This is a genomic window from Paenibacillus sp. 10L310, assembly GCF_056395745.1.
In genome coordinates this window covers 739,841-757,873 of sequence record NZ_JBFTKC010000001.1, presented here as the reverse complement: position 1 = coordinate 757,873, position 18,033 = coordinate 739,841, and the positions used below count along the sequence as shown (strand labels likewise).

Sequence of the window (18,033 nt, the reverse complement as noted above, 5' to 3'; positions counted from 1 at the left end):
TAAATGTTTGTTATCAACACAGGCGGTGACTGATGCATCACTTCGAAAGAGGAGTGCATACGTTCACCGCATTTCTCATTGTAAGTTTTTTCACGGAAAGCGGCAAGGCCGCACCGTTACTATACAGCAGAGAGAAGGATATTCCTTCTCCAGCTTGAAATGGAGTTGAAATGAATCACATGGCTCAATTGCAATTGATTGCAACCTCGGCGATGGGACTCGAGGCTGTTGTTGCCCGGGAACTGAAGCAACTGGGGTATGAAGATGTTACGATCGACAATGGCCGGGTTTTCTTCACAGGAGATTATATTGATATTTGCCGTTGTAACCTGTGGCTGAGAAGTTCGGATCGTGTATTGGTGAAAATGGGTGAATTCCCTGCCACGACTTTCGACGAATTGTTTGAAGGCACCAAAGCGTTGCCTTGGGAAGAGTGGATTCCTGCCGACGGCGAATTCCCTGTAGAGGGTCGTTCTCAAAAATCCCAGTTAAGCAGTGTGCCTGCATCACAAGGGATCGTGAAAAAAGCAATCGTAGAGAAACTGAAGCTGACTTATGACACAGAGTGGTTCCCAGAGGATGGGTCTCGTTATGTGATTGAGGTCATTCTGCTGAACGATCGCGCCCTGCTTACTTTAGATACGACGGGACCAGGTCTGCATAAACGGGGTTATCGTAAACTCGTCACCGAAGCACCACTGAAAGAAACGCTTGCTGCCGCTCTTATTCAGCTCAGTCGCTGGAATGTATCCCGTCCATTCTATGATCCATGCTGTGGATCCGGCACAATGCTGATCGAAGCCGCTATGATCGGCTGGAACATTGCACCAGGACTTCGTCGGACCTTCAACTCTGAGGACTGGGCTGTCATTCCTGAAGAATTATGGGAACAGGCGCGCGAAGAAGCATTTGATGCTGTACGTGACGATGTCCCGTTACAAATTTCAGGTAGCGATATTGATCCTGAAGCGATCGAAGTTGCTATGGCAGCGATCAAAAGTGCTGGGTTCGCCAAAGATATTGAAGTCAGCGTCCTGCCCGCTCATCGCGCAAGACCACAGGGTGAATATGGTGTTATCATTACTAATCCCCCATATGGTGAACGTTTGAGTGAAGAAAAAGAAGTTCAGAAGTTGCTCCGCTCATTAGGGCGCAGTTACCTCGACATGCCAACATGGTCCTTTTTTGCAATCACATCAACCAAAGCTTTTGAGGAGTATTTCGGTCATAAAGCAGACAAACGTCGCAAGTTGTTCAACGGACGAATTGAAACCCAGTACTATCAGTATTTGGGCCCACTGCCCCCACGAAATAAAGCACCACAATCTTCATAATTATTTCGAATCTAAAGTGCTCCTGCCATCCAATGGCCGGGGCGCTTTTTTTGTGCGCTTTTCTGATCATATGAATTCACCGACTTCGGTCTTCGCTTCCGCAGAAATCAATTCTTCTGAGGCATAGTTGAAAACACATGAGGCCACGCTATAATGGATGGAGCCCTATTTTACATTCCGATTACAAAACAACAAAAGCAAGGAGGACATACATATGGTTGTCACTCGGCCTACGCGCAGCTCCATGCCACGCGGGCTTTTAAATCATCCATTAATGTTATATCTTATTTTTCTTGTGCTCATGCTGCTCAAACTCATGTGGCTCCATCACAATCTTCACGCTTATAACATTACGATGGGACTGCTGGATAAAGTCATTGCTATTGGATCTTTACTACTCTTGTCCTTCTGGACCTGGTTGCTGCCACGTAGAGGAATGATCGTGTCTCTAGTGGTGCTTAACCTGCTGCTTACCGCACTAATCTACGCCGATATGGTGTATTATCGCTATTTCCAGGATTTCTTGACCATCCCGGTATTGTTGCAGGCTAGACAAGTTGACGCATTGGGTGACAGCATCGCTACATTGATCTACACAAGCGATCTATGGTTCTTTGCCGATTGGCTTGTCGTCATTCCATTCGCAGCTATCGTACTATTCAACAGACGTTACCGTTCGAAGCACATCAGTCCGTCTGTTCATGGCTATGGGAGTTATTCGTACAACGATGGCAAGGCACGGTTGCGCCGCCGTCTCACGGCTGGCAGCATTGCCCTTGTGCTGGGACTTGGCCTCGCGGTCGGCCCGATTTATTTCTACAGCAAAACATGGGCCAAAGGCCTGTTTGATAACAACTGGTGGAATGTATCCATGTACAATGTGACCGGACTACTCGCTTTTCACGGTTATGATCTGTACAACTATGCCAAAGACCACATCGGCTCCGGGCCGCAGGCTGAACCCACGGATGTTGAACAAGCAAAGGCATTCTTTGCTGAAAGGCAAGGAGCTGAACCACAGAACGATGCCTTGTTTGGCAAATATAAGGACAGCAATGTCATCATTGTCCAGGGTGAGGCTTTTATGAACTTCATGATTGGCCAGAGCATTGGCGGTCAGGAGATCACACCCCATTTTAATGAACTGATGAAAGAAAGTCAGTATTATAGCCACTTTTACCACCAGACCGGTCAGGGCAGAACGTCAGATGCCGATTTTGGTGCAAACATTTCCCTACATCCACTTCCGGTTGGATCAGCGTTTGTACGTTATGCAGACCATACGTATGATTCCCTTCCTTCCATCCTGAAGGATAACGGGTACAGCACCAACGTATTTCACGCTTATGAGAGTGGCTTCTGGAATCGGTATACGATGTATCAGAACATGAAGTACGACAAGTTTTATAGTAAAAATGATTTTGCACAGGATGACCCGCTTGGCTGGTCCCTGTCTGACGAATCCTTTTTCCGCCAATCCGTTGAGAAAATGAGCAGTGAGGTTGCCGAACCGTTCTATTCCTTCCTCATTACACTCAGCAGTCACCATCCATACGACCTGCCTAAAGAGAAACAGCAACTGGATGTAGGCGAGTTCCAGGGGACCATGTTTGGTAACTATCTGCAATCCGTTCATTACGTGGATTCGGCGCTCGGCAAGATGGTCGAGGATCTGAAAAATCGGGGATTATGGGAAAATACCATTTTTATGTTCTACGGAGACCACGACAACTCGATTAAGGAACAATCACAATACGAACAGTTCCTGGGACGTTCACTGAACGAACTGGATATGGCACAGATCATGAACGAGGTCCCCCTGCTCGTGCATTTACCGGACGGAGCAGCTGCCGGAACCATCAACGAACCTTCGGGACAACTGGACATCACGCCTTCCGTACTGCATTTGCTAGGCTTATCCGACCAGTCCTATTATCACATGGGTAACGACGTATATGACGGGTCTGGGCGTACGGTTGTGCTGCGTAATGGCACATTCTCGGATGGTTCTGTATTCTATATTCCATCGGATGATTATATCTATGAGAGCGGTGCTTGTTATGACCTGTCCACACGTGACAAAACGGACATCAATGCTTGCCGCCCCGGTCATGATGAAGCAACCAAGCGATTGCATGTCTCGGACACGGTCATTACTTATGATTTGATTCAGCGCTTTCGAGAGGAAGACAGTGGAGCAGCAACATCGCAATGAACAATATCGTAATGACAAGCTAAACAAATACACGAAATGAATTAAATTGGATTTAAAAAAGGGGAACTTGCATTACATGACATCACACACTGAACCACTCAATATTGAACAGAAATTGTTCGATGCAGCCGCAAAATTTGTGAAGCAACGTTATCCTCAGGGATGGGGCGGTGCGGGTGCCGTCTATACCGAAGCTGGCTCCCTGCTGATTAGTGTAGCTCCAGAGGTCATCAACGATGCCACGCATCTGTGTATGGAAACAGGAGCTTATCTGGAAGCCCACAAATTGAACGAACGTGTCACCCACTCCCTCTGTATCGCTCGTGATGACGAGCATTCGGAATTTAAGGTTCTTACACCTTGCGGTGTATGCCAGGAACGATTATTTTACTGGGGCGAAGAAGTCAAAGCTGCCGTATTTGATCCTTCTGGCCAACTGGTCTTCAAGAGACTGGATGAGATTCAACCTTACCATTGGTCCAAGGCATATCGGGATAAAAAGTAATCTCCTTGCGAATTATAGAAAGTGGCTTTATAATTGTAACCATATTGGTTTCAACTAAAAGGATGATGGAGGTTTTAATAAAATGAATATTGAGATATGGTCTGATTTTCTGTGCCCTTTCTGTTATATCGGTAAACGCCGCCTGGAGAATGTACTGGAACAGTTCCCACACCGTGATGAAGTGAAGCTGCAATTCAAAAGCTTCGAGCTTGATCCAAACGCTGCATTGAACCCAGGCAAAACCAATTCGGAATATTTGGCTGCCAAATATAATATGAGCGTGGAACAAGCCAAAGGTATGAATGCCCAGATGAATGCCAATGCTCGTACGGCAGGACTGGAATACAATATCGATGCCATGATCCCTACAAACTCCTTCTCAGCTCACCGCTTGACACACTGGGCAGATACACAAGGCAAAGCGCTTGAACTGAGTGAACGAATCTTCCAAGCTGTGTTTATTGAAGGTAAACACTCCGGCGACACTGAAGTGTTGGCTCAGTTAGCAGAAGAAGTCGGCTTGGATCATGACGCAGCTGCGGCAGTGCTGTCCAGTGATCAATTCACCGACAATGTCCGTGCTGACCAAGCAGAAGGCGAGCAACTTGGTATCCGCGGTGTACCGTTCTTTGTATTCGACCGTAAGTTCGCCGTATCGGGCGCTCAGCCTGACGAGGTGTTCCTGGATGCCATTCAAAAAGCATGGGACGACCGTTCCCCTTTCACCATGGTTGAATCCAACACAACAGAAACAGACGACAGTGGCATCTGCACAGATGACGGCTGCGAAGTCCCGAAAAAAAATTAAGCCAATTCACACACAAAAAGCAGCCGGATCAGGGATATTTCCCGATCCGGCTGCTTTTTCTTATACTTCTTAATTACCCACCAAATCTAAAGATGGATTTGTAATTTTCACGATAACGGAGTGGGCAGAAAAAAGCTGGAGAAGCGGAGCGCTCGCATTTATCACCGGATTTCTCCCTTGATACAGGGAATTTCAAAAAAATCCGGGGATAACGGCGATCGAAAGATTGTTCTGCACAAGTAGTGTCTTAGCGTGACCGATTATGCTACATCTTAAACCCACGAAGAACGATTCCGTAACCGGAACAATCACAAGTAGTTCATCAAACACTTATATTCAATTAGCGCCACCCACTTAATCCCAGAACAGTTGATCCGGATGTGGACCCGTCCGCTTATCTGAATCCAGTGCATCAATCTGTCTCAACTCATCAGGTGTCAATTCAAAGTCAAAGATGTCCGCATTCTCACGAATACGCTCCGGGGTAACGGACTTCGGAATCGTCACAATCTGATTCTGAATGTCCCAGCGCAGAATGATCTGTGCTGGCGTTTTCCCATATTTCTGGGCCAGCGCTTTGAGGGTGGACTCTTGGTTCAGCTTACCTTTCATAATAGGACTCCATGCCTCCAACTGAATTCCCTGCGCCCCGCAGAAATCCTGCAGTTCCTGCTGGATCAGACCCGGATGCAGCTCTACCTGATTAACCGCAGGTACCGTTCCGCCCTCATCTATGATATCTTGCAAATGATGTACTTGAAAATTACTCACACCAATCGCACGGATGCTTCCTTCGCTATATAGACGTTCGAATGCTCTCCACGTCTCCTTGTACTGGTCTCTGCCAGGCCAGTGAATTAAATAAAGATCAATCACATTCAGTCCAAGTGCCTTCTGACTGGCTTCAAATGCTCTCAACGTTGAATCAAATCCCTGATCCTCGTTCCAGAGCTTGGTCGTCACAAACAGTTCGTTACGGGCAACACCACTGCTTGCAATAGCTTGTCCCACTTCTTCCTCATTGCCATAGATGGACGCGGTATCAATACTACGATATCCAACCTCCAAAGCGGTCTCAACCGCCTGTTGTACTTCCTTACCTTTTGCTTTATATGTTCCAAATCCTAGCCATGGCATCGTTACTCCGTTGTTCAGAATCGTACAATCTGTAATATGTTTTGTCATTCTGTACCTCCCGTATGGAATTTTGCCTGCTCTTGTTCTATTAACCTTCTCACAGAATTTTAAGCGACCATTCGACATACTGTCGGAGTAAACCCATGGACCCAGAGTCTTTGCAAAAGATATGAAAAACCCGCAAAGCATTGCTGCCCTGCGGGTTCTGATGTGACAGGAACGTTATAAATTCCCTTGACCGTGCTGACTCTGGATTGAATTCAATTTTCTCTTCTCCTCGATGAACATTTCCTCTGCCAACTCAACACCTTGCCCTCCGAGTGAAAGCTCTGCTTGTCGCATCGCCTGCTCCGTGTGTGCCAGACGTCGCTCCGCCTGTACAATGGTCTGTGCAGTCGGATGAGACATGGCCTGAGATACAGCATAATGAAGCTTGTTCACCGCATTTTGCGCCTGAGATACGGTGGTATCGGCTTGCAAACTGGAATCATAACGCTTCGGCATGAGTATTCCTCCTTGGGATTATCATGTTCCTGTTACCCCTTTAGGATGGATAACACAAGCCTTCCTTATTCTTCTTTTGTGTTTTTATCGTAACTTTAGTTGATCACGCTACGTTTATTAGATAATCATGTGAGTCGGGAGGAATTTATTTGAAGAAAATATTACTGACACTTTGCATGTTGCCCTTGCTCATTTGGGTACAGGGCTGCACTCCTGCTACATACGAGATAGAAGGATATACAGCGTCATCCATGAACCCAGACATCCCGGTTCCAACCAATGCAAAACTTATTGAGAACATAACTTATTCCGATGATCCAAATCTTAAAAAAGGCGCTAATTACGAACTGAAACATATTGGGGGTGAGCAAGGACTATACCCGCCAATGGATTATTTTCAGAAGCTAGCGGATACAGGATGGGTGGAATTAGAGGAAGAACGGCTGGGACATGTACATTTTCTGAAAAAGGATACTACCGTCATTGCCATTGAAATTCGAGAAGATACCTTCCAAATTACTGAGTTGGTCAAAGGTGCTATGGAGTAACACACCCTTTCACCGCTACCCAAACGCAAAAAAGGAGAGGCACGTAGCCCCTCCTTTCTGATGTGTGGACAGTTTTCTCCACTCACCTTGTTATATCCTATTACTTCACAAACTTTGCGACTTTGGCGAGCACTTCTTCTTCTGTCGGCGCACTGATATACCGACCATTAATAAAGACAAATGCACGTTTCGCGCAAGGACCGCAATAGGATTTGCACCCAATCTTGATCTCCGTGTCTGGAGCCATTTTCTGCAACTTGGGCACAATCGATTTCAGTCGGACATGATTACACTTTTCGCATACGCGGATATCGTTAGCCATGAGTTCCCCTTCTTCGCGCCCTTAGTGGTCGCCGTGATTACCCTGGGACGGATTCGTAATAACAAATCCCTCTTCCGGGAAGTAGAGGTAGTCAATTTTAACACCGTTTAACAAAGGCTGATCATTCGCGAGAATGACATCAATCTCTTTATCGGTAGATACAACTGTATCATTTTCTTTTGGTGTGTCGATATCCAGGCCGTAGTGAGCATGGTCACCATGTGCATGGGTGATGACAACGCGCAGTTTTTTTCCTTCGTTCTCCGGCTTGTCCAATTCAAGCTTCAATACTTTAGCAGCATTACGCGTAATTTTGCAGTTCATTCTCTTCATCTCCTATATTGTAATTGCAGATTTCAACAATTTCAGCATTCTTAAACTACAGCATCTATTGTAAAGAAAGTTACCGCTCTTCGCAATAACATTGATGCGAATTCAATGTCAATATGATCCATTTAGGCACAAATTAAGAAGGAGCCCCTTCCTGAAGCACAGGATATTTACGTTCTGCCCGGCTTACAAACCAGTTCATCAGAATCAAAGTGACCCCGATATCATCGATGGGCATAAACGGCATTACGTCAGGAAGTACCCAGTACAACAGCGCTGGAATAATAAACAACAGCTTTTCTCCCAAAGGAATCTGCGGAGCCCGGAGCAGCCGGGGGAGCCTTTTGAAAACTTGTGTCCATCGTTTGAACGACAGCAGTCTTCTCCACTTCATTTGAATCCCTCCGTATAATTATATATGTCGCCGAAAAGGCACATCCATCATTACCCGTTCGAAAACCATTCAGAACGAATGACGTAACATGCCATTATAAAAAATAATAAAAACGGAACGTCGCTCATAGCGTCCGTTCCTGTTATACGAATGATCTACTGTTAAGTTTCACACCATCATAATTCAGGGTCTTGCCTCATTGTCCATTGGATAACAGTTCAGCCAGCAACATTCCCACTTCTATACAAATATCATCAAACTGTTCTACGGGAAGCGGATTAACACCCAATCCAACTTCTACCGTGAAGCCCGGTCTACCGAAATCTTGAATAAACCAGTCCTTGTATCCGGCATCACTGCCACCGAGCTTCACCGCCTTGTAGCCGGAAGCTTTGGCGAGTCTACGCGACAGTGGTCCACTCTCCCTGGGTTCCAGATCACGGTAGTTCCAATAGATCTCCTGTCCCTGACTATGCAGGGATACAACCGCATCAAATGTATGTTGCTGCGTCCACTGCGCAAGCGCCTGTGCCTCCGGTTCTGTCAATGGCGCTGTCCCCGCATAATCCCTGGGGCCCGGTGAGGTTATACCTCTTCTCGCTGCCTCTTCATCCCAATGGGCTGGAAATTGATCATTCAGATCCACCCCTCTGATGTTGGCCTTCCAATGGGTGAAATGTGATCTGTCGGCATTCCAGGCCAACAACTGCTGTGCATGTGGATGCTGATTGACCACACCTTCCTGAACCAGTTCGACCCCGTCCGGATTAACCATCGGCACGGCCCAGAGTGTCGTCTCTTGCATCCAGCGTTCTGTCTGGTATTGATGCCATGCCCTATGCGCACCATACGCCTCGGCATACTCTTCAATAAACTTCATCAGAACTGCTGTTGTCAACCACTCATTCGCATGAACGGAAGCGTTAACATGGATATGTCTCGCCCCTTGCCCAATACGCAAATAAGGCAGTGACTTGCCCATGACACTTGTTCCGATTGAACCCGTTTCAATAAACGGGTATTGATTCTCCAGCTTGTCTATATCCCTGATTAATTCTCGATAACCATACTCTCCCTGAATCTTTACAATAGTTTTTCCATTCGAAGCCGGAATATGAATACAGCGACCAACCCAGTCGGTTATATTGGTAATTTCAGGATTGGCCTGGCGCAACAACTCTTCGTCCAGACCAAATCTCCCTGCAATCTCCCCAACACTTTCTCCAGGCGGTACAGCGTATCTGCGACCTGTCCCGGGGACAATACGCAGCATCTGACCTGCCAGCAAGTATGGCTGGGAAGCCACTTCCGGGTTCAGTGCAGCAAGGAACTCTTTGGTCATATGGTGTGATGACGCAATTCGCGGCAACGTATCTCCCCGCTGAACAATAATCCACTGCAGATCCATGTTGTTCTCCTTTCCACAGGAAAAGACAGGTCTCCTGTCCAGTTCTGACCAATTTCGTGTCTGTAACATATGTATGCAGGTCAGGTTGTCCGTCATGTGACAAGAATCATGTTTATCTCCTGTTAATGCATAATGACGACAAAAAATCCCGGAACTTCACAGTTCCGGGATAGTCCACGACCAAATTACATTAATTAAAAGTCTTATTCATGCATAATTTGAGTATAACTATGATAATTGCGTAACTTGCCAGACAACAGGGGTCTTGGAGATCTGCTCCCCCAACCATCGACGGGTGATATTCTGGAACATTCTCGGGTCACCCGTGCAGAAAAATTGATGCACCGGAGTCTCATCCCCACTGGCCAGCTTTCGTTTATCATATAAAATCGTACTGATTTCACGTGCCGTTTCATCCGCTGAACTGATTAACTTCACTTCCTGTCCCATAACTTCCTGAATCGTGTCCATGAGAAAGGGATAATGCGTACAACCCAGAATAAGACAATCAATTGGCTGTTGTTTGATCTCGCCCAATGATTGTTCCACCGTATGTGTCGTGTGCTCGGAACGAAATTCACCTTGTTCCACCAACGGCACCAGCGCCGGACAAGCCTGACTGACCACATCAATATAGGGGGACAACTGCTTGAGTGCCGATGTATAAGCCCCACTACCTATGGTACCTGTGGTACCAATCACACCAATACGTCCTGTACGTGTCGCTGTGATTGCGGCCCGCGCACCCGGATGTATAACACCAATGACAGGCATATTCACCTTGGCACGGATATACTCCAACGCGGCTGCTGTTGCTGTGTTACAGGCGATAACGATAACCTTCGGATCGAATTGGATCAAGAAATCAACGATTTGTTCCGTAAATTGTTTTACTTGTTCGGACGAACGGGGTCCGTACGGTGTCCGGGCAGTATCCCCAAAATAAATGATCTTTTCCCGCGGGAGCTGACGCATCACTTCCTTGGCGACGGTCAATCCCCCCACACCGGAGTCTAATATAGCGATTGCTTGCTGCACGAACACACCGCTTCCTTCTTCATTGAATTGGTTCTCAAAACGATTGTTTCTCAGAGCTTTCTTCCTACCGTATGAACATTCCGGCAAAAAGGTACCTACATCTTACCCGATTTCATCGCAGGGTTCAAATTAAATCCACGCGCTACGTCATCTATGTGTGGACACGCAACAAAGCAGGCTCTCCTCTAAATAGAGGAAAGCCTGCTTATCCTAAGCTTTGCTTAGTTGTCGTCCTTGGACTCATCCGCAGGAAGCTTCGCTACGATGTCAATTCCGGGTTCATCCACTGTTTTATCGATATCGTTATCCACAATGGCTGCCGATATGCGAATTTCTTTCCCTTCAGCGCAATTGCGCCAGGATTGAATATCCTGAATTACAACATCTGCGGTCTCTTTAACTTTGGATACGATCTGCGAACTTTGTTCTCCCACGATACCAGCCAGTTCCTGACCTTTCTCCGATACCTGACGAGCACCTTCTGTAATATCCTGACGAAGTTCACGTCCCGATTTTGGCGCCAGCAATAATGCCGTTACTGAACCAACCACGGAGCCAATAAGAGCTCCCCACAACAAACTTTTGTTAGAATCCTTCACGTCACATCTCTCCCTTTACTATTGTTTAAGTACCGGATCAGAAGCAACGGTCTGTCGCTCAGCCATCCGGGCGAATGCCTACTCTGTTGATGCATTATAAGCAGCACAGGCTTGACTTGACACTCCAGATGTTAAAAATAATCTGAACGCCCTTTTTGAATGGATGCAAATGACGGCTTAAACTCAGTTCTGACGAGCCGGCTCGAGATCAGCCGCGGCATGCTCATCCCCCGGGTCCAAATCAATGACATATCGTCCAGGTGCAATCAATGCTGCCTGATGTTCACAACGCCAGCGACGTCCACCTGAAGAACCCAGCGTCTGTCCATCTTGCAGAACATCCCCCTGATCAAATATGTAATATGCTGCACCCAGTAAGGTCTGAGCCACCGTATCGGGATCAAGACCGACGAAGTGACACTGGACATCAGGTACACCCAGCGCAGATAATCCCACGGTATCCATGACCAACCCGCGCTGTTCCTCTGTACCTCCGGCTTGATACATTCGAACATTCATGGCTGCATACAGATGTTCCTCACGTTCCTGAGCTTGCGTATATGCTTCCGGTTCAACCAGCTTATCACTGCCATACCAATACAGCGCGTCACAGGTCACACTCTCCATGATTGCCAGTACAGTCTTCTGAAACAGCTCCAGGCGCTGTTTACGAGGCATGGCAGCCGTGAACATATCATGTATCCGAATGGAGTATCGCGCAGCTTCCACAGCTTGTCCTGCATCCGGCCAATGCCATGCTTGTTGCAGAGCACCGCCAAAGCGAGCACGATCTGCGATTTCATTCACAGGAAGCATACAAGTCTGAGCAGGGATATCCCCTTCCTGGAAGGATACCTTGTGGTCCAGATGATAGAAGACAAGCATCTCATGCTTTTGCCCTCCGCTCTCTTGTTTCACATCCAGTCGGACTTGTCCTGTATGACGGATCATAGCTTCCTGCAAACGCAGGCGATCCACCTCTGGACGTTCCCGGAACAAAAGTTCAACCATATACACCGGATGGAATCCGGAAGGTGTTTCATTTGTTTCGTTACTTTCAGTATTTACTTCATTGAATTCTTTTGATTCATTTGTCATGCGATTTCCCTCATTCCTTACGCTGTCCCTCGGCTTGTGCCGTATTGAAAGGACCAAGTTCTTTTTCCACGTAGGCGCTAACCTGAGTAGTAAAATGTTCAAGTATACTCGGCAACTCTACGCTAAGTGGATGGAGCTCAGACCGCTCCCAAGTGTAATAATCCTGCACCAGTGGCTTGCGTAACGTGACAAGCTGACGCAATATCTCATAGGTCGGATTATCAAAAACCTTTTCTTCATAATTAATCTGAATAATATCATCATAGCTGCTTGCATCTCTCATGATGAAGCCGTCTATCAGATAACTTCCCACATCGGTAACAATCTCGATCGCCAGGTGAAGACAACGTTCCTGTACCATACCCAGCATGAGACTGCCATCCCAAGCTTCTGCTGCCCCGCGAAGCCCTTCAGCTACTTCCGGTACAGCAGCAAGCCGGCGGGCAATCTGTTCTCTGTTCACATAATACATTCGTTCACTTCCCGTTCAGTGAGTTATCGGTTCCGTTTCCCTCTTCGCTTAAGCCAGAATATCATCACAGGACAAGCGATTAGAAACACAACAAAAATATATAGAAATTCCATAACGTCTCTTAAATCGCTCATGCAGAGTCCCCTTTATCTCAACGTAGTTTGAATGATAGATCAGATTTCGTAGTCCACTGCAATTGACTGTTCTCTGACTTCGTTCATGTACTTGATAACTTCCTGATGAAGCGGGTGTACCTGATACGCCTGGAGATCCTCCAGTGACGCAAACTCCGCCGTGAGTGAAATGTCGAACGATCTCTCCGAGCGAAGCACATCAATCCCGATTTCAAGTGAAACCAGGACATCAATTTTACCTTCCAGATTGCGAAGCACCTGGGCTGCAGCTTCAATACTTTCTGCTGAGCGATCTTTCATTTTGAACAGGACAATATGTTTTATCATCTGGGCAAACACCTCGTTTAATATAATAGTAGAAATGAATGAATTTTCATGTATCCAAAATATATCATAACGTTCTCTATTACGAAAGGATACTTGGAAACGTTCTCTTGATTAAGAAAAACTAATCCGAACCGTTTCCTTTCGATTCGGATTTCTTTTGCGATCCATCCTCCGTCTGTTTCTCGGAGTCATCCTGCAAAGTTTGTCCTGTTTCAGCCTGCTGTTTGATGTCGTCCGGGGTTTGCTGCGGTTTGGACCATTCACGATTCATCAGATACTCCTGATCCTCCTGTTTCTTCAACACTGCAATGGCCTGTCTGAGCTTTGCAGGCAATGGAAGACCGATTTTGGCATAATTCTCGGTAATTGAAATGAGTTCATTCACCAGATAGAAATAAATAGCTCCTCCTTTGATAAAATCGGTTCCCATGATCAGATCAATTCGATGAGCAAGCAAAACAACCGTCAGCATGAGCCCTTTGCGGGCAATCCCCCAGAATCCAATGTTGCTATTCAAGCCGGTACCTGTTCTTACCGCCGCTGCCAAACCTGTTATATAATCCACAGCCATCGCGACCGCGAGCAGGCTCAGCAATTGATCCCATCCGCCAAAAGCAAACGTAACAAATGCTCCCGAGATGACAGCAAAGGTATTCACAGATAGATGCACGTTCCTCACCTCTCCTTTACACTTGAGTATCATACAATATATGTAAAAGTAAGAGATTTGACAGGTCACATGTCATGCTGAACATGCGGATTTATCATTTCAGATTTGTGCACATCCTCTTCGCAACAGGGGAACGAAAATCACATGATTTTGGGGAATTCAGGGAAATAAACCGCATCATATCAACAAAAAACAGATAAAAGTTCTTTAGACCTAGTAATAAGTAATTAGAACTATATTATTTTTATTCCTGTCCAATTTCTCCCCACATTTTTAGTGAAACATTGTAATCTAGGAATATACTAGGATGTGAATTGCGCATGGTCTAGTTCGTAGTTCCCTCTTTATCGTGAATTGACGCATTGACGCATTTGTAACAGGTAATCCCGGCACTTGAAAGTACCCCGTTGTTTATTGTAGTATTTGGTTAAAAAAAATCGGAGGAAATATGCCTAATCAACCAGAACAACATTCCATCCAGGCGTGGTCTCTGATCAACCGTAAATACTTGGGAAAAGGCGTCCGTGTTAAACGATTCCGAAAACCGACACGCTGTCAAATCCGCAATCGTGTTCTTCTTGCCGTGCTGATGGCCAATGATATCAAGTTGTCCCAGCTTGCTGAAGACCTCTCCATCTCTTCACGCAGTGTCAGTGCGTGGGTATATGAAGGACGGATACCCGGCAGTACCAATTTGGACAAGACTTGCCAATTACTCGGCTACCCGCGTCATATTCTCTTCAATGAAGAAGTTGTGCGTAATAGCCCTGTCATATGTCAACCCGAGTCATCTCGCTTCATGAAGCGTACGGTGACCCGTTCTCCGGTTAGTAACCGTATTTTGACAGGCTTGTGTATGGTCCATGATCTGTCGGTGACAGATGTCAGCCACTGGATCGGGGTTCATCCCGGCACTTTCCGCAAATGGCTGCATCAGGGAACACTGCCTTCTGCTGCATTTCAGGAACAAGCGGAGCAATTTTTCCGTATCCCGAAAACTATTTTGTTCGCAGATGTCATCTTGAAAGATCGTCGCAACAACTAAATAAGCGAACAGCCAAAAGGCTCTGATCTCCCTATAGGGGAGGCCAGAGCCTTTTTTAAAATAAATGCATGCCCTCTCTCTCGGACTTGAAGCACTGTTCTGGCTATTCCATCTGAAATGTCAGATAACCTACCCTTTTTCGTCTTTTGCTCCCAAGGAGAGCCATCACAGCCCGCTAAAAGCGAAGTTAATGCATTTCATCATGATCATTCTCTCTAAAAGGTCATCCTAATCTCGTGTTTAACACTTCATTGATATATCTCAATCCGGTATATCGAGGACGAAGCGTATGCGCTGTGTTGAATGCATGTTCCACCATCTCCGGGGTTACACCGAGTTGCTCAGTAGTCACAGATCCACCTACTTGTTCCAACCATGCGATGAGCTGAGAAGCCTCCGGCAATTGATCATATATCCCAAACACTGGTTCATCCGATGTCTGTGCAAGTTCTTTATATTTTACTGTAAGCAATGCACATGCTACGCCAACTTTGGCACCATGCAGAACCGGTCTTTCTCCCGCTTGCATCAGATCCATCTCCAAAATATGGGACAGATGATGCTCACCTCCGGATGCCGGACGGGAATGGTCAATGATCAGCATGGAGATACCGGAAACAATTAATGCGTCCATTAATACAGCTACTCCCTCTGCTCGCCCCTCCGCAATCGCTTGTACATGATCTATGCAGGTATTCAGCGCTTCTTCTGTCATCCGATAAGCAACCGGACAGAACGGTTCTCCGCCCAGTTCACGAGAAACAATCCAATCTGCAAGGGAAGTATATTTGCCAAGCATATCTCCGAATCCGGCAGCCGTCATCACTTGGGGAGCTTGCTCCAGGATATTCATATCGGCAAAAATGGCTTCAGGCGGAACAGCCTGAAATGTCTGTTTGATTCCGCTTACAATTAAGGGTGCACCCGCAGAGGTAAACCCATCCACTGAAGCCGCTGTCGGTATCGACAGAAAGGGCTTGCTCATTTTGGAACAAACAAATCTCACCAGATCATGAATGGTACCTGAACCCACCGCAATTACAGCCTGACTTTCGAGTCTCACACCCAACATGACCTGTACAATAGCTGCTTCATCCGCAATGATATCCCCCGTGCGATTCTCCGGTAGAGCGATCTCATCCACATGCATTCCCGCTTCGCGAATACTACTCAGCACATCAGATCCGGCGGCCCGAAACGTATGTCGATCATAAACAACCGTCACCTGACGATATCCTTGCTCAGACAAATAACCCGGTAACCTCTGAATGGCACCAGCTTCCAGATGTATCAGCATATCCACCACTCTGTGTTGATGACCGCAAGCACACTGCTGTGCTTCCTCATTCCATGCTGCAATTCGTTCGTTCATATTCATTCGCTCTTACCCTCCCATATGAGATATCATGCATAATTAACGGGTTAAAACCACAAGATAAAAAAGGAAATAAAATGTGATGATTTTCCTGATCACACTTTACTGCCTGTACCCAATATTTGCAAATCCATATCTCACATTTCCAAGTAGGTGAAGCAATGAAATTAACGAAAGAATTAGGAATTTCGCTCGGATTTCTCGCTGGAACCACTTTTGGCAGCGGTATCGCTTTTTTGTTTCGTCTCCAGTCGGTTGAAGTGGTTGCCAGTGTAACGCTATTTGGTATTGCAGGAGCCATTGCCGGGATCATCACGGCAGTCATTCTGCGCCAGCGGCAACATTAGCATTAGCATGCTGGTAGCAAAATGTAGGCTTCACACGAATGATCCACAAAACAAAAAAAGGTTCGTGAATTGCCCTAGAGCAACTCACGAACCTTTTTTTGTTAGATGCGGTCGAGAGGACTCGAACCTCCACGGGGGTTAGCCCACACGGACCTGAACCGTGCGCGTCTGCCAATTCCGCCACGACCGCATAATATGTATCTCCTCATCCATCGATGAAAAGCGTTCCGGTGAAACAATTCCTTGTTTTACCGTAATTCAGAGTATACATGCTCCAAAATAAAAATGCAACTTCTTTTTTTACTCATTCAAGAATAGGACATATGTCCTTTTTTCTCAACTTCAAACACCCTATCGTAGCATTAAACAACAAATATACCATCCATACGAATGCAAAAATGAAGGAGAGATCCACCTTGAAAACAACCCATCTGTGCTTTATCGGTGCCGGGTTTCATGCATCCACGAATATTTACCCTTCTGTTGTTGAATCCGGAGCGCAGATCCAGGCCATTGCCACACGCAGTATGGAACGCTCTGAAGCAGCTCTGCTGCGATTTGGCAGCAACGGACAAGCGTATGATAACGCTCAGCTTATGTTGCAGCAGGAAATCTGTGACGGAGTCGTTGTGGTCGCCCAGCCTGTAGATCAGACCGCTCTTGTTCTCGAATGCATTCGGGCTGGCAAGAATGTATACGTGGATAAGCCGCTCGGATGGAACGCAGCGGAAGCCGCCACTGTAGCAGAAGCTGCCGAGCAGGCTGGCGTCGTTGTCATGGTCGGTTTTATGAAGCGTTATGCCCCCATATACATGAAGCTGAAGGAGCTAATTGATAGAGGTTCGCTAGGTAAGGTACGTTCATTCCAGATGAAATTCGCTGTAGACAGTACCCCATTTTGCAAGGATGAGGAACAGTTCATGAAGCTCGCTGCCATTCATATGGTTGATCTGATGCGTTACTTATTCGGAGAAGCAATACGAGTTACAGGCACAACCGTGAAGGATGGGGAACACATTAATCAAAGCATTTCCCTTGTATTTGAAAATAACGTAGTAGGTAGCGCTTATTTTACCGGCATGAGTGCTTGGTCACGGGAGAGTGAAAGTGTACTCGTCACCTTTGACAACGGATTTGCGTCAGCTGAAGAGATCAACACACTTACTGTTCATCAATCCCGAAGCTCGACCAGCCTTCCCTGGAAATCTCTCGAGGAGCAAGATACTGTATTTACACCTTCCGGATCTCCCATGTCCGGAGCTTATCGTGACCTTTATCTACGTGGGTTTGTTGGTGAAATGGCGCACTTCATTGCGTGTTGCCAGAATCAGACTGTCCCACATTCCAGTGCCAAGGATAATATTGCAACGATGGCTCTATGTGACTCCATTCTATCGTCACTGAAGTAGCGTATATACGCTCA

Annotated in this window: 20 protein-coding genes, 1 tRNA gene and 1 pseudogene; 8 read left to right on the top strand and 14 right to left on the bottom strand. The window is 46.5% G+C overall.

What is annotated here, in order from left to right; all coding sequences use genetic code 11:
• Positions 1 to 179: 179 nt before the first annotated feature.
• From AC1DE7_RS03725 to AC1DE7_RS03710, 4 genes are all read left to right on the top strand, one after another.
• Positions 180 to 1,334, top strand: coding sequence for a THUMP domain-containing class I SAM-dependent RNA methyltransferase (locus AC1DE7_RS03725; RefSeq protein WP_074094429.1), 1,155 nt, complete (start codon positions 180 to 182; stop codon positions 1,332 to 1,334).
• A 214-nt stretch (positions 1,335 to 1,548) separates the two neighbouring features.
• Positions 1,549 to 3,549: an LTA synthase family protein gene (locus AC1DE7_RS03720; RefSeq protein WP_477533757.1), complete on the top strand. Its 2,001-nt coding sequence runs from the start codon at positions 1,549 to 1,551 to the stop codon at positions 3,547 to 3,549.
• A gap of 76 nt (positions 3,550 to 3,625) precedes the next feature.
• Positions 3,626 to 4,054, top strand: a complete 429-nt coding sequence (locus AC1DE7_RS03715) for a cytidine deaminase (RefSeq protein ID WP_477533756.1) — start codon at positions 3,626 to 3,628, stop codon at positions 4,052 to 4,054.
• 82 nt (positions 4,055 to 4,136) lie between these two features.
• On the top strand, positions 4,137 to 4,862 hold the full coding sequence (locus AC1DE7_RS03710) for a DsbA family oxidoreductase (protein WP_477533755.1): 726 nt from the start codon (positions 4,137 to 4,139) through the stop codon (positions 4,860 to 4,862).
• Positions 4,863 to 5,216: 354 nt separating this feature from the next.
• On the opposite strand, the gene AC1DE7_RS03705 is transcribed toward AC1DE7_RS03710, so the two are convergent.
• Together AC1DE7_RS03705 and AC1DE7_RS03700 are read right to left on the bottom strand one after the other, a co-directional pair.
• On the bottom strand, positions 5,217 to 6,047 hold the full coding sequence (locus tag AC1DE7_RS03705; RefSeq protein ID WP_036670089.1) for an aldo/keto reductase: 831 nt from the start codon (positions 6,045 to 6,047) through the stop codon (positions 5,217 to 5,219).
• Positions 6,048 to 6,221: 174 nt separating this feature from the next.
• The gene (locus tag AC1DE7_RS03700; protein ID WP_076249923.1) at positions 6,222 to 6,503 is read right to left on the bottom strand and encodes a hypothetical protein; all 282 of its coding nucleotides are present in this window, start codon (positions 6,501 to 6,503) and stop codon (positions 6,222 to 6,224) included.
• A 149-nt stretch (positions 6,504 to 6,652) separates the two neighbouring features.
• On the opposite strand from AC1DE7_RS03700, the gene AC1DE7_RS03695 reads away from it, so the two are divergent.
• Positions 6,653 to 7,051, top strand: coding sequence for a hypothetical protein (locus AC1DE7_RS03695; protein WP_076249924.1), 399 nt, complete (start codon positions 6,653 to 6,655; stop codon positions 7,049 to 7,051).
• A 100-nt stretch (positions 7,052 to 7,151) separates the two neighbouring features.
• On the opposite strand, the gene AC1DE7_RS03690 is transcribed toward AC1DE7_RS03695, so the two are convergent.
• The 10 genes and pseudogenes from AC1DE7_RS03690 to AC1DE7_RS03645 form a co-directional block, all read right to left on the bottom strand.
• Complete coding sequence (locus tag AC1DE7_RS03690; RefSeq protein ID WP_017689421.1) at positions 7,152 to 7,373, bottom strand: YuzB family protein; 222 nt, start codon at positions 7,371 to 7,373, stop codon at positions 7,152 to 7,154.
• 21 nt (positions 7,374 to 7,394) lie between these two features.
• Positions 7,395 to 7,697 carry a heme biosynthesis protein HemY gene (locus AC1DE7_RS03685; protein ID WP_036609727.1) on the bottom strand — a complete coding sequence of 101 codons (303 nt, stop codon included), beginning with the start codon at positions 7,695 to 7,697 and terminating at the stop codon, positions 7,395 to 7,397.
• A 142-nt stretch (positions 7,698 to 7,839) separates the two neighbouring features.
• Positions 7,840 to 8,097, bottom strand: a complete 258-nt coding sequence (locus AC1DE7_RS03680; RefSeq protein ID WP_017689423.1) for a hypothetical protein — start codon at positions 8,095 to 8,097, stop codon at positions 7,840 to 7,842.
• Between the two features lie 196 nt (positions 8,098 to 8,293).
• Positions 8,294 to 9,505: a M14 family zinc carboxypeptidase gene (locus tag AC1DE7_RS03675; RefSeq protein WP_370511406.1), complete on the bottom strand. Its 1,212-nt coding sequence runs from the start codon at positions 9,503 to 9,505 to the stop codon at positions 8,294 to 8,296.
• Positions 9,506 to 9,733: 228 nt separating this feature from the next.
• Positions 9,734 to 10,543, bottom strand: a complete 810-nt coding sequence (gene racE, locus AC1DE7_RS03670; protein WP_036610949.1) for a glutamate racemase — start codon at positions 10,541 to 10,543, stop codon at positions 9,734 to 9,736.
• Positions 10,544 to 10,764: 221 nt separating this feature from the next.
• Complete coding sequence (locus AC1DE7_RS03665; protein ID WP_017689426.1) at positions 10,765 to 11,142, bottom strand: YtxH domain-containing protein; 378 nt, start codon at positions 11,140 to 11,142, stop codon at positions 10,765 to 10,767.
• Between the two features lie 183 nt (positions 11,143 to 11,325).
• Positions 11,326 to 12,240: a DUF4261 domain-containing protein gene (locus AC1DE7_RS03660; protein WP_076249925.1), complete on the bottom strand. Its 915-nt coding sequence runs from the start codon at positions 12,238 to 12,240 to the stop codon at positions 11,326 to 11,328.
• Between the two features lie 10 nt (positions 12,241 to 12,250).
• Positions 12,251 to 12,712, bottom strand: coding sequence for a DUF86 domain-containing protein (locus tag AC1DE7_RS03655; RefSeq protein WP_076318399.1), 462 nt, complete (start codon positions 12,710 to 12,712; stop codon positions 12,251 to 12,253).
• A 173-nt stretch (positions 12,713 to 12,885) separates the two neighbouring features.
• Positions 12,886 to 13,173 carry a Dabb family protein gene (locus AC1DE7_RS03650; RefSeq protein WP_017689429.1) on the bottom strand — a complete coding sequence of 96 codons (288 nt, stop codon included), beginning with the start codon at positions 13,171 to 13,173 and terminating at the stop codon, positions 12,886 to 12,888.
• Positions 13,174 to 13,459: 286 nt separating this feature from the next.
• A pseudogene (locus AC1DE7_RS03645) lies at positions 13,460 to 13,843 on the bottom strand (phage holin family protein); the annotation flags it as partial.
• 448 nt (positions 13,844 to 14,291) lie between these two features.
• On the opposite strand from AC1DE7_RS03645, the gene AC1DE7_RS03640 reads away from it, so the two are divergent.
• Positions 14,292 to 14,888 (top strand): helix-turn-helix domain-containing protein, encoded by a 597-nt coding sequence (locus tag AC1DE7_RS03640; RefSeq protein ID WP_017689431.1) that lies wholly within the window; start codon positions 14,292 to 14,294, stop codon positions 14,886 to 14,888.
• A 223-nt stretch (positions 14,889 to 15,111) separates the two neighbouring features.
• Here the strand turns inward: AC1DE7_RS03640 and AC1DE7_RS03635 are convergent, their stop codons facing one another.
• A complete protein-coding gene (locus AC1DE7_RS03635; protein WP_477533754.1) occupies positions 15,112 to 16,266 on the bottom strand; it encodes a sn-glycerol-1-phosphate dehydrogenase in 1,155 nt (384 codons plus the stop codon).
• A gap of 158 nt (positions 16,267 to 16,424) precedes the next feature.
• Between AC1DE7_RS03635 and AC1DE7_RS03630 the strand changes: the two genes are divergently transcribed.
• Positions 16,425 to 16,610, top strand: a complete 186-nt coding sequence (locus AC1DE7_RS03630; RefSeq protein ID WP_036609735.1) for a hypothetical protein — start codon at positions 16,425 to 16,427, stop codon at positions 16,608 to 16,610.
• A gap of 106 nt (positions 16,611 to 16,716) precedes the next feature.
• Here the strand turns inward: AC1DE7_RS03630 and AC1DE7_RS03625 are convergent.
• Positions 16,717 to 16,800, bottom strand: a tRNA-Leu gene (locus tag AC1DE7_RS03625).
• Between the two features lie 226 nt (positions 16,801 to 17,026).
• On the opposite strand from AC1DE7_RS03625, the gene AC1DE7_RS03620 reads away from it, so the two are divergent.
• A complete protein-coding gene (locus tag AC1DE7_RS03620) occupies positions 17,027 to 18,019 on the top strand; it encodes a Gfo/Idh/MocA family protein (RefSeq protein WP_477533753.1) in 993 nt (330 codons plus the stop codon).
• The last annotated feature ends 14 nt before the right edge of the window (positions 18,020 to 18,033 follow it).

What these genes read in the sequence shown, in the direction of transcription:
- AC1DE7_RS03680 (WP_017689423.1), bottom strand. Translation starts at nt 8,097, where the DNA reads ATGAAGTGGAGAAGACTGCTGTCGTTCAAACGATGGACACAAGTTTTC.
- AC1DE7_RS03685 (WP_036609727.1), bottom strand. Translation starts at nt 7,697, where the DNA reads ATGAACTGCAAAATTACGCGTAATGCTGCTAAAGTATTGAAGCTTGAA.
- AC1DE7_RS03700 (WP_076249923.1), bottom strand. Translation starts at nt 6,503, where the DNA reads ATGCCGAAGCGTTATGATTCCAGTTTGCAAGCCGATACCACCGTATCT.
- AC1DE7_RS03715 (WP_477533756.1), top strand. Translation starts at nt 3,626, where the DNA reads ATGACATCACACACTGAACCACTCAATATTGAACAGAAATTGTTCGAT.
- AC1DE7_RS03640 (WP_017689431.1), top strand. Translation starts at nt 14,292, where the DNA reads ATGCCTAATCAACCAGAACAACATTCCATCCAGGCGTGGTCTCTGATC.
- AC1DE7_RS03675 (WP_370511406.1), bottom strand. Translation starts at nt 9,505, where the DNA reads ATGGATCTGCAGTGGATTATTGTTCAGCGGGGAGATACGTTGCCGCGA.
- AC1DE7_RS03720 (WP_477533757.1), top strand. Translation starts at nt 1,549, where the DNA reads ATGGTTGTCACTCGGCCTACGCGCAGCTCCATGCCACGCGGGCTTTTA.
- AC1DE7_RS03635 (WP_477533754.1), bottom strand. Translation starts at nt 16,266, where the DNA reads ATGAATATGAACGAACGAATTGCAGCATGGAATGAGGAAGCACAGCAG.
- AC1DE7_RS03725 (WP_074094429.1), top strand. Translation starts at nt 180, where the DNA reads ATGGCTCAATTGCAATTGATTGCAACCTCGGCGATGGGACTCGAGGCT.
- AC1DE7_RS03650 (WP_017689429.1), bottom strand. Translation starts at nt 13,173, where the DNA reads ATGATAAAACATATTGTCCTGTTCAAAATGAAAGATCGCTCAGCAGAA.
- AC1DE7_RS03630 (WP_036609735.1), top strand. Translation starts at nt 16,425, where the DNA reads ATGAAATTAACGAAAGAATTAGGAATTTCGCTCGGATTTCTCGCTGGA.
- AC1DE7_RS03710 (WP_477533755.1), top strand. Translation starts at nt 4,137, where the DNA reads ATGAATATTGAGATATGGTCTGATTTTCTGTGCCCTTTCTGTTATATC.
- AC1DE7_RS03690 (WP_017689421.1), bottom strand. Translation starts at nt 7,373, where the DNA reads ATGGCTAACGATATCCGCGTATGCGAAAAGTGTAATCATGTCCGACTG.
- AC1DE7_RS03660 (WP_076249925.1), bottom strand. Translation starts at nt 12,240, where the DNA reads ATGACAAATGAATCAAAAGAATTCAATGAAGTAAATACTGAAAGTAAC.
- AC1DE7_RS03655 (WP_076318399.1), bottom strand. Translation starts at nt 12,712, where the DNA reads ATGTATTATGTGAACAGAGAACAGATTGCCCGCCGGCTTGCTGCTGTA.
- AC1DE7_RS03705 (WP_036670089.1), bottom strand. Translation starts at nt 6,047, where the DNA reads ATGACAAAACATATTACAGATTGTACGATTCTGAACAACGGAGTAACG.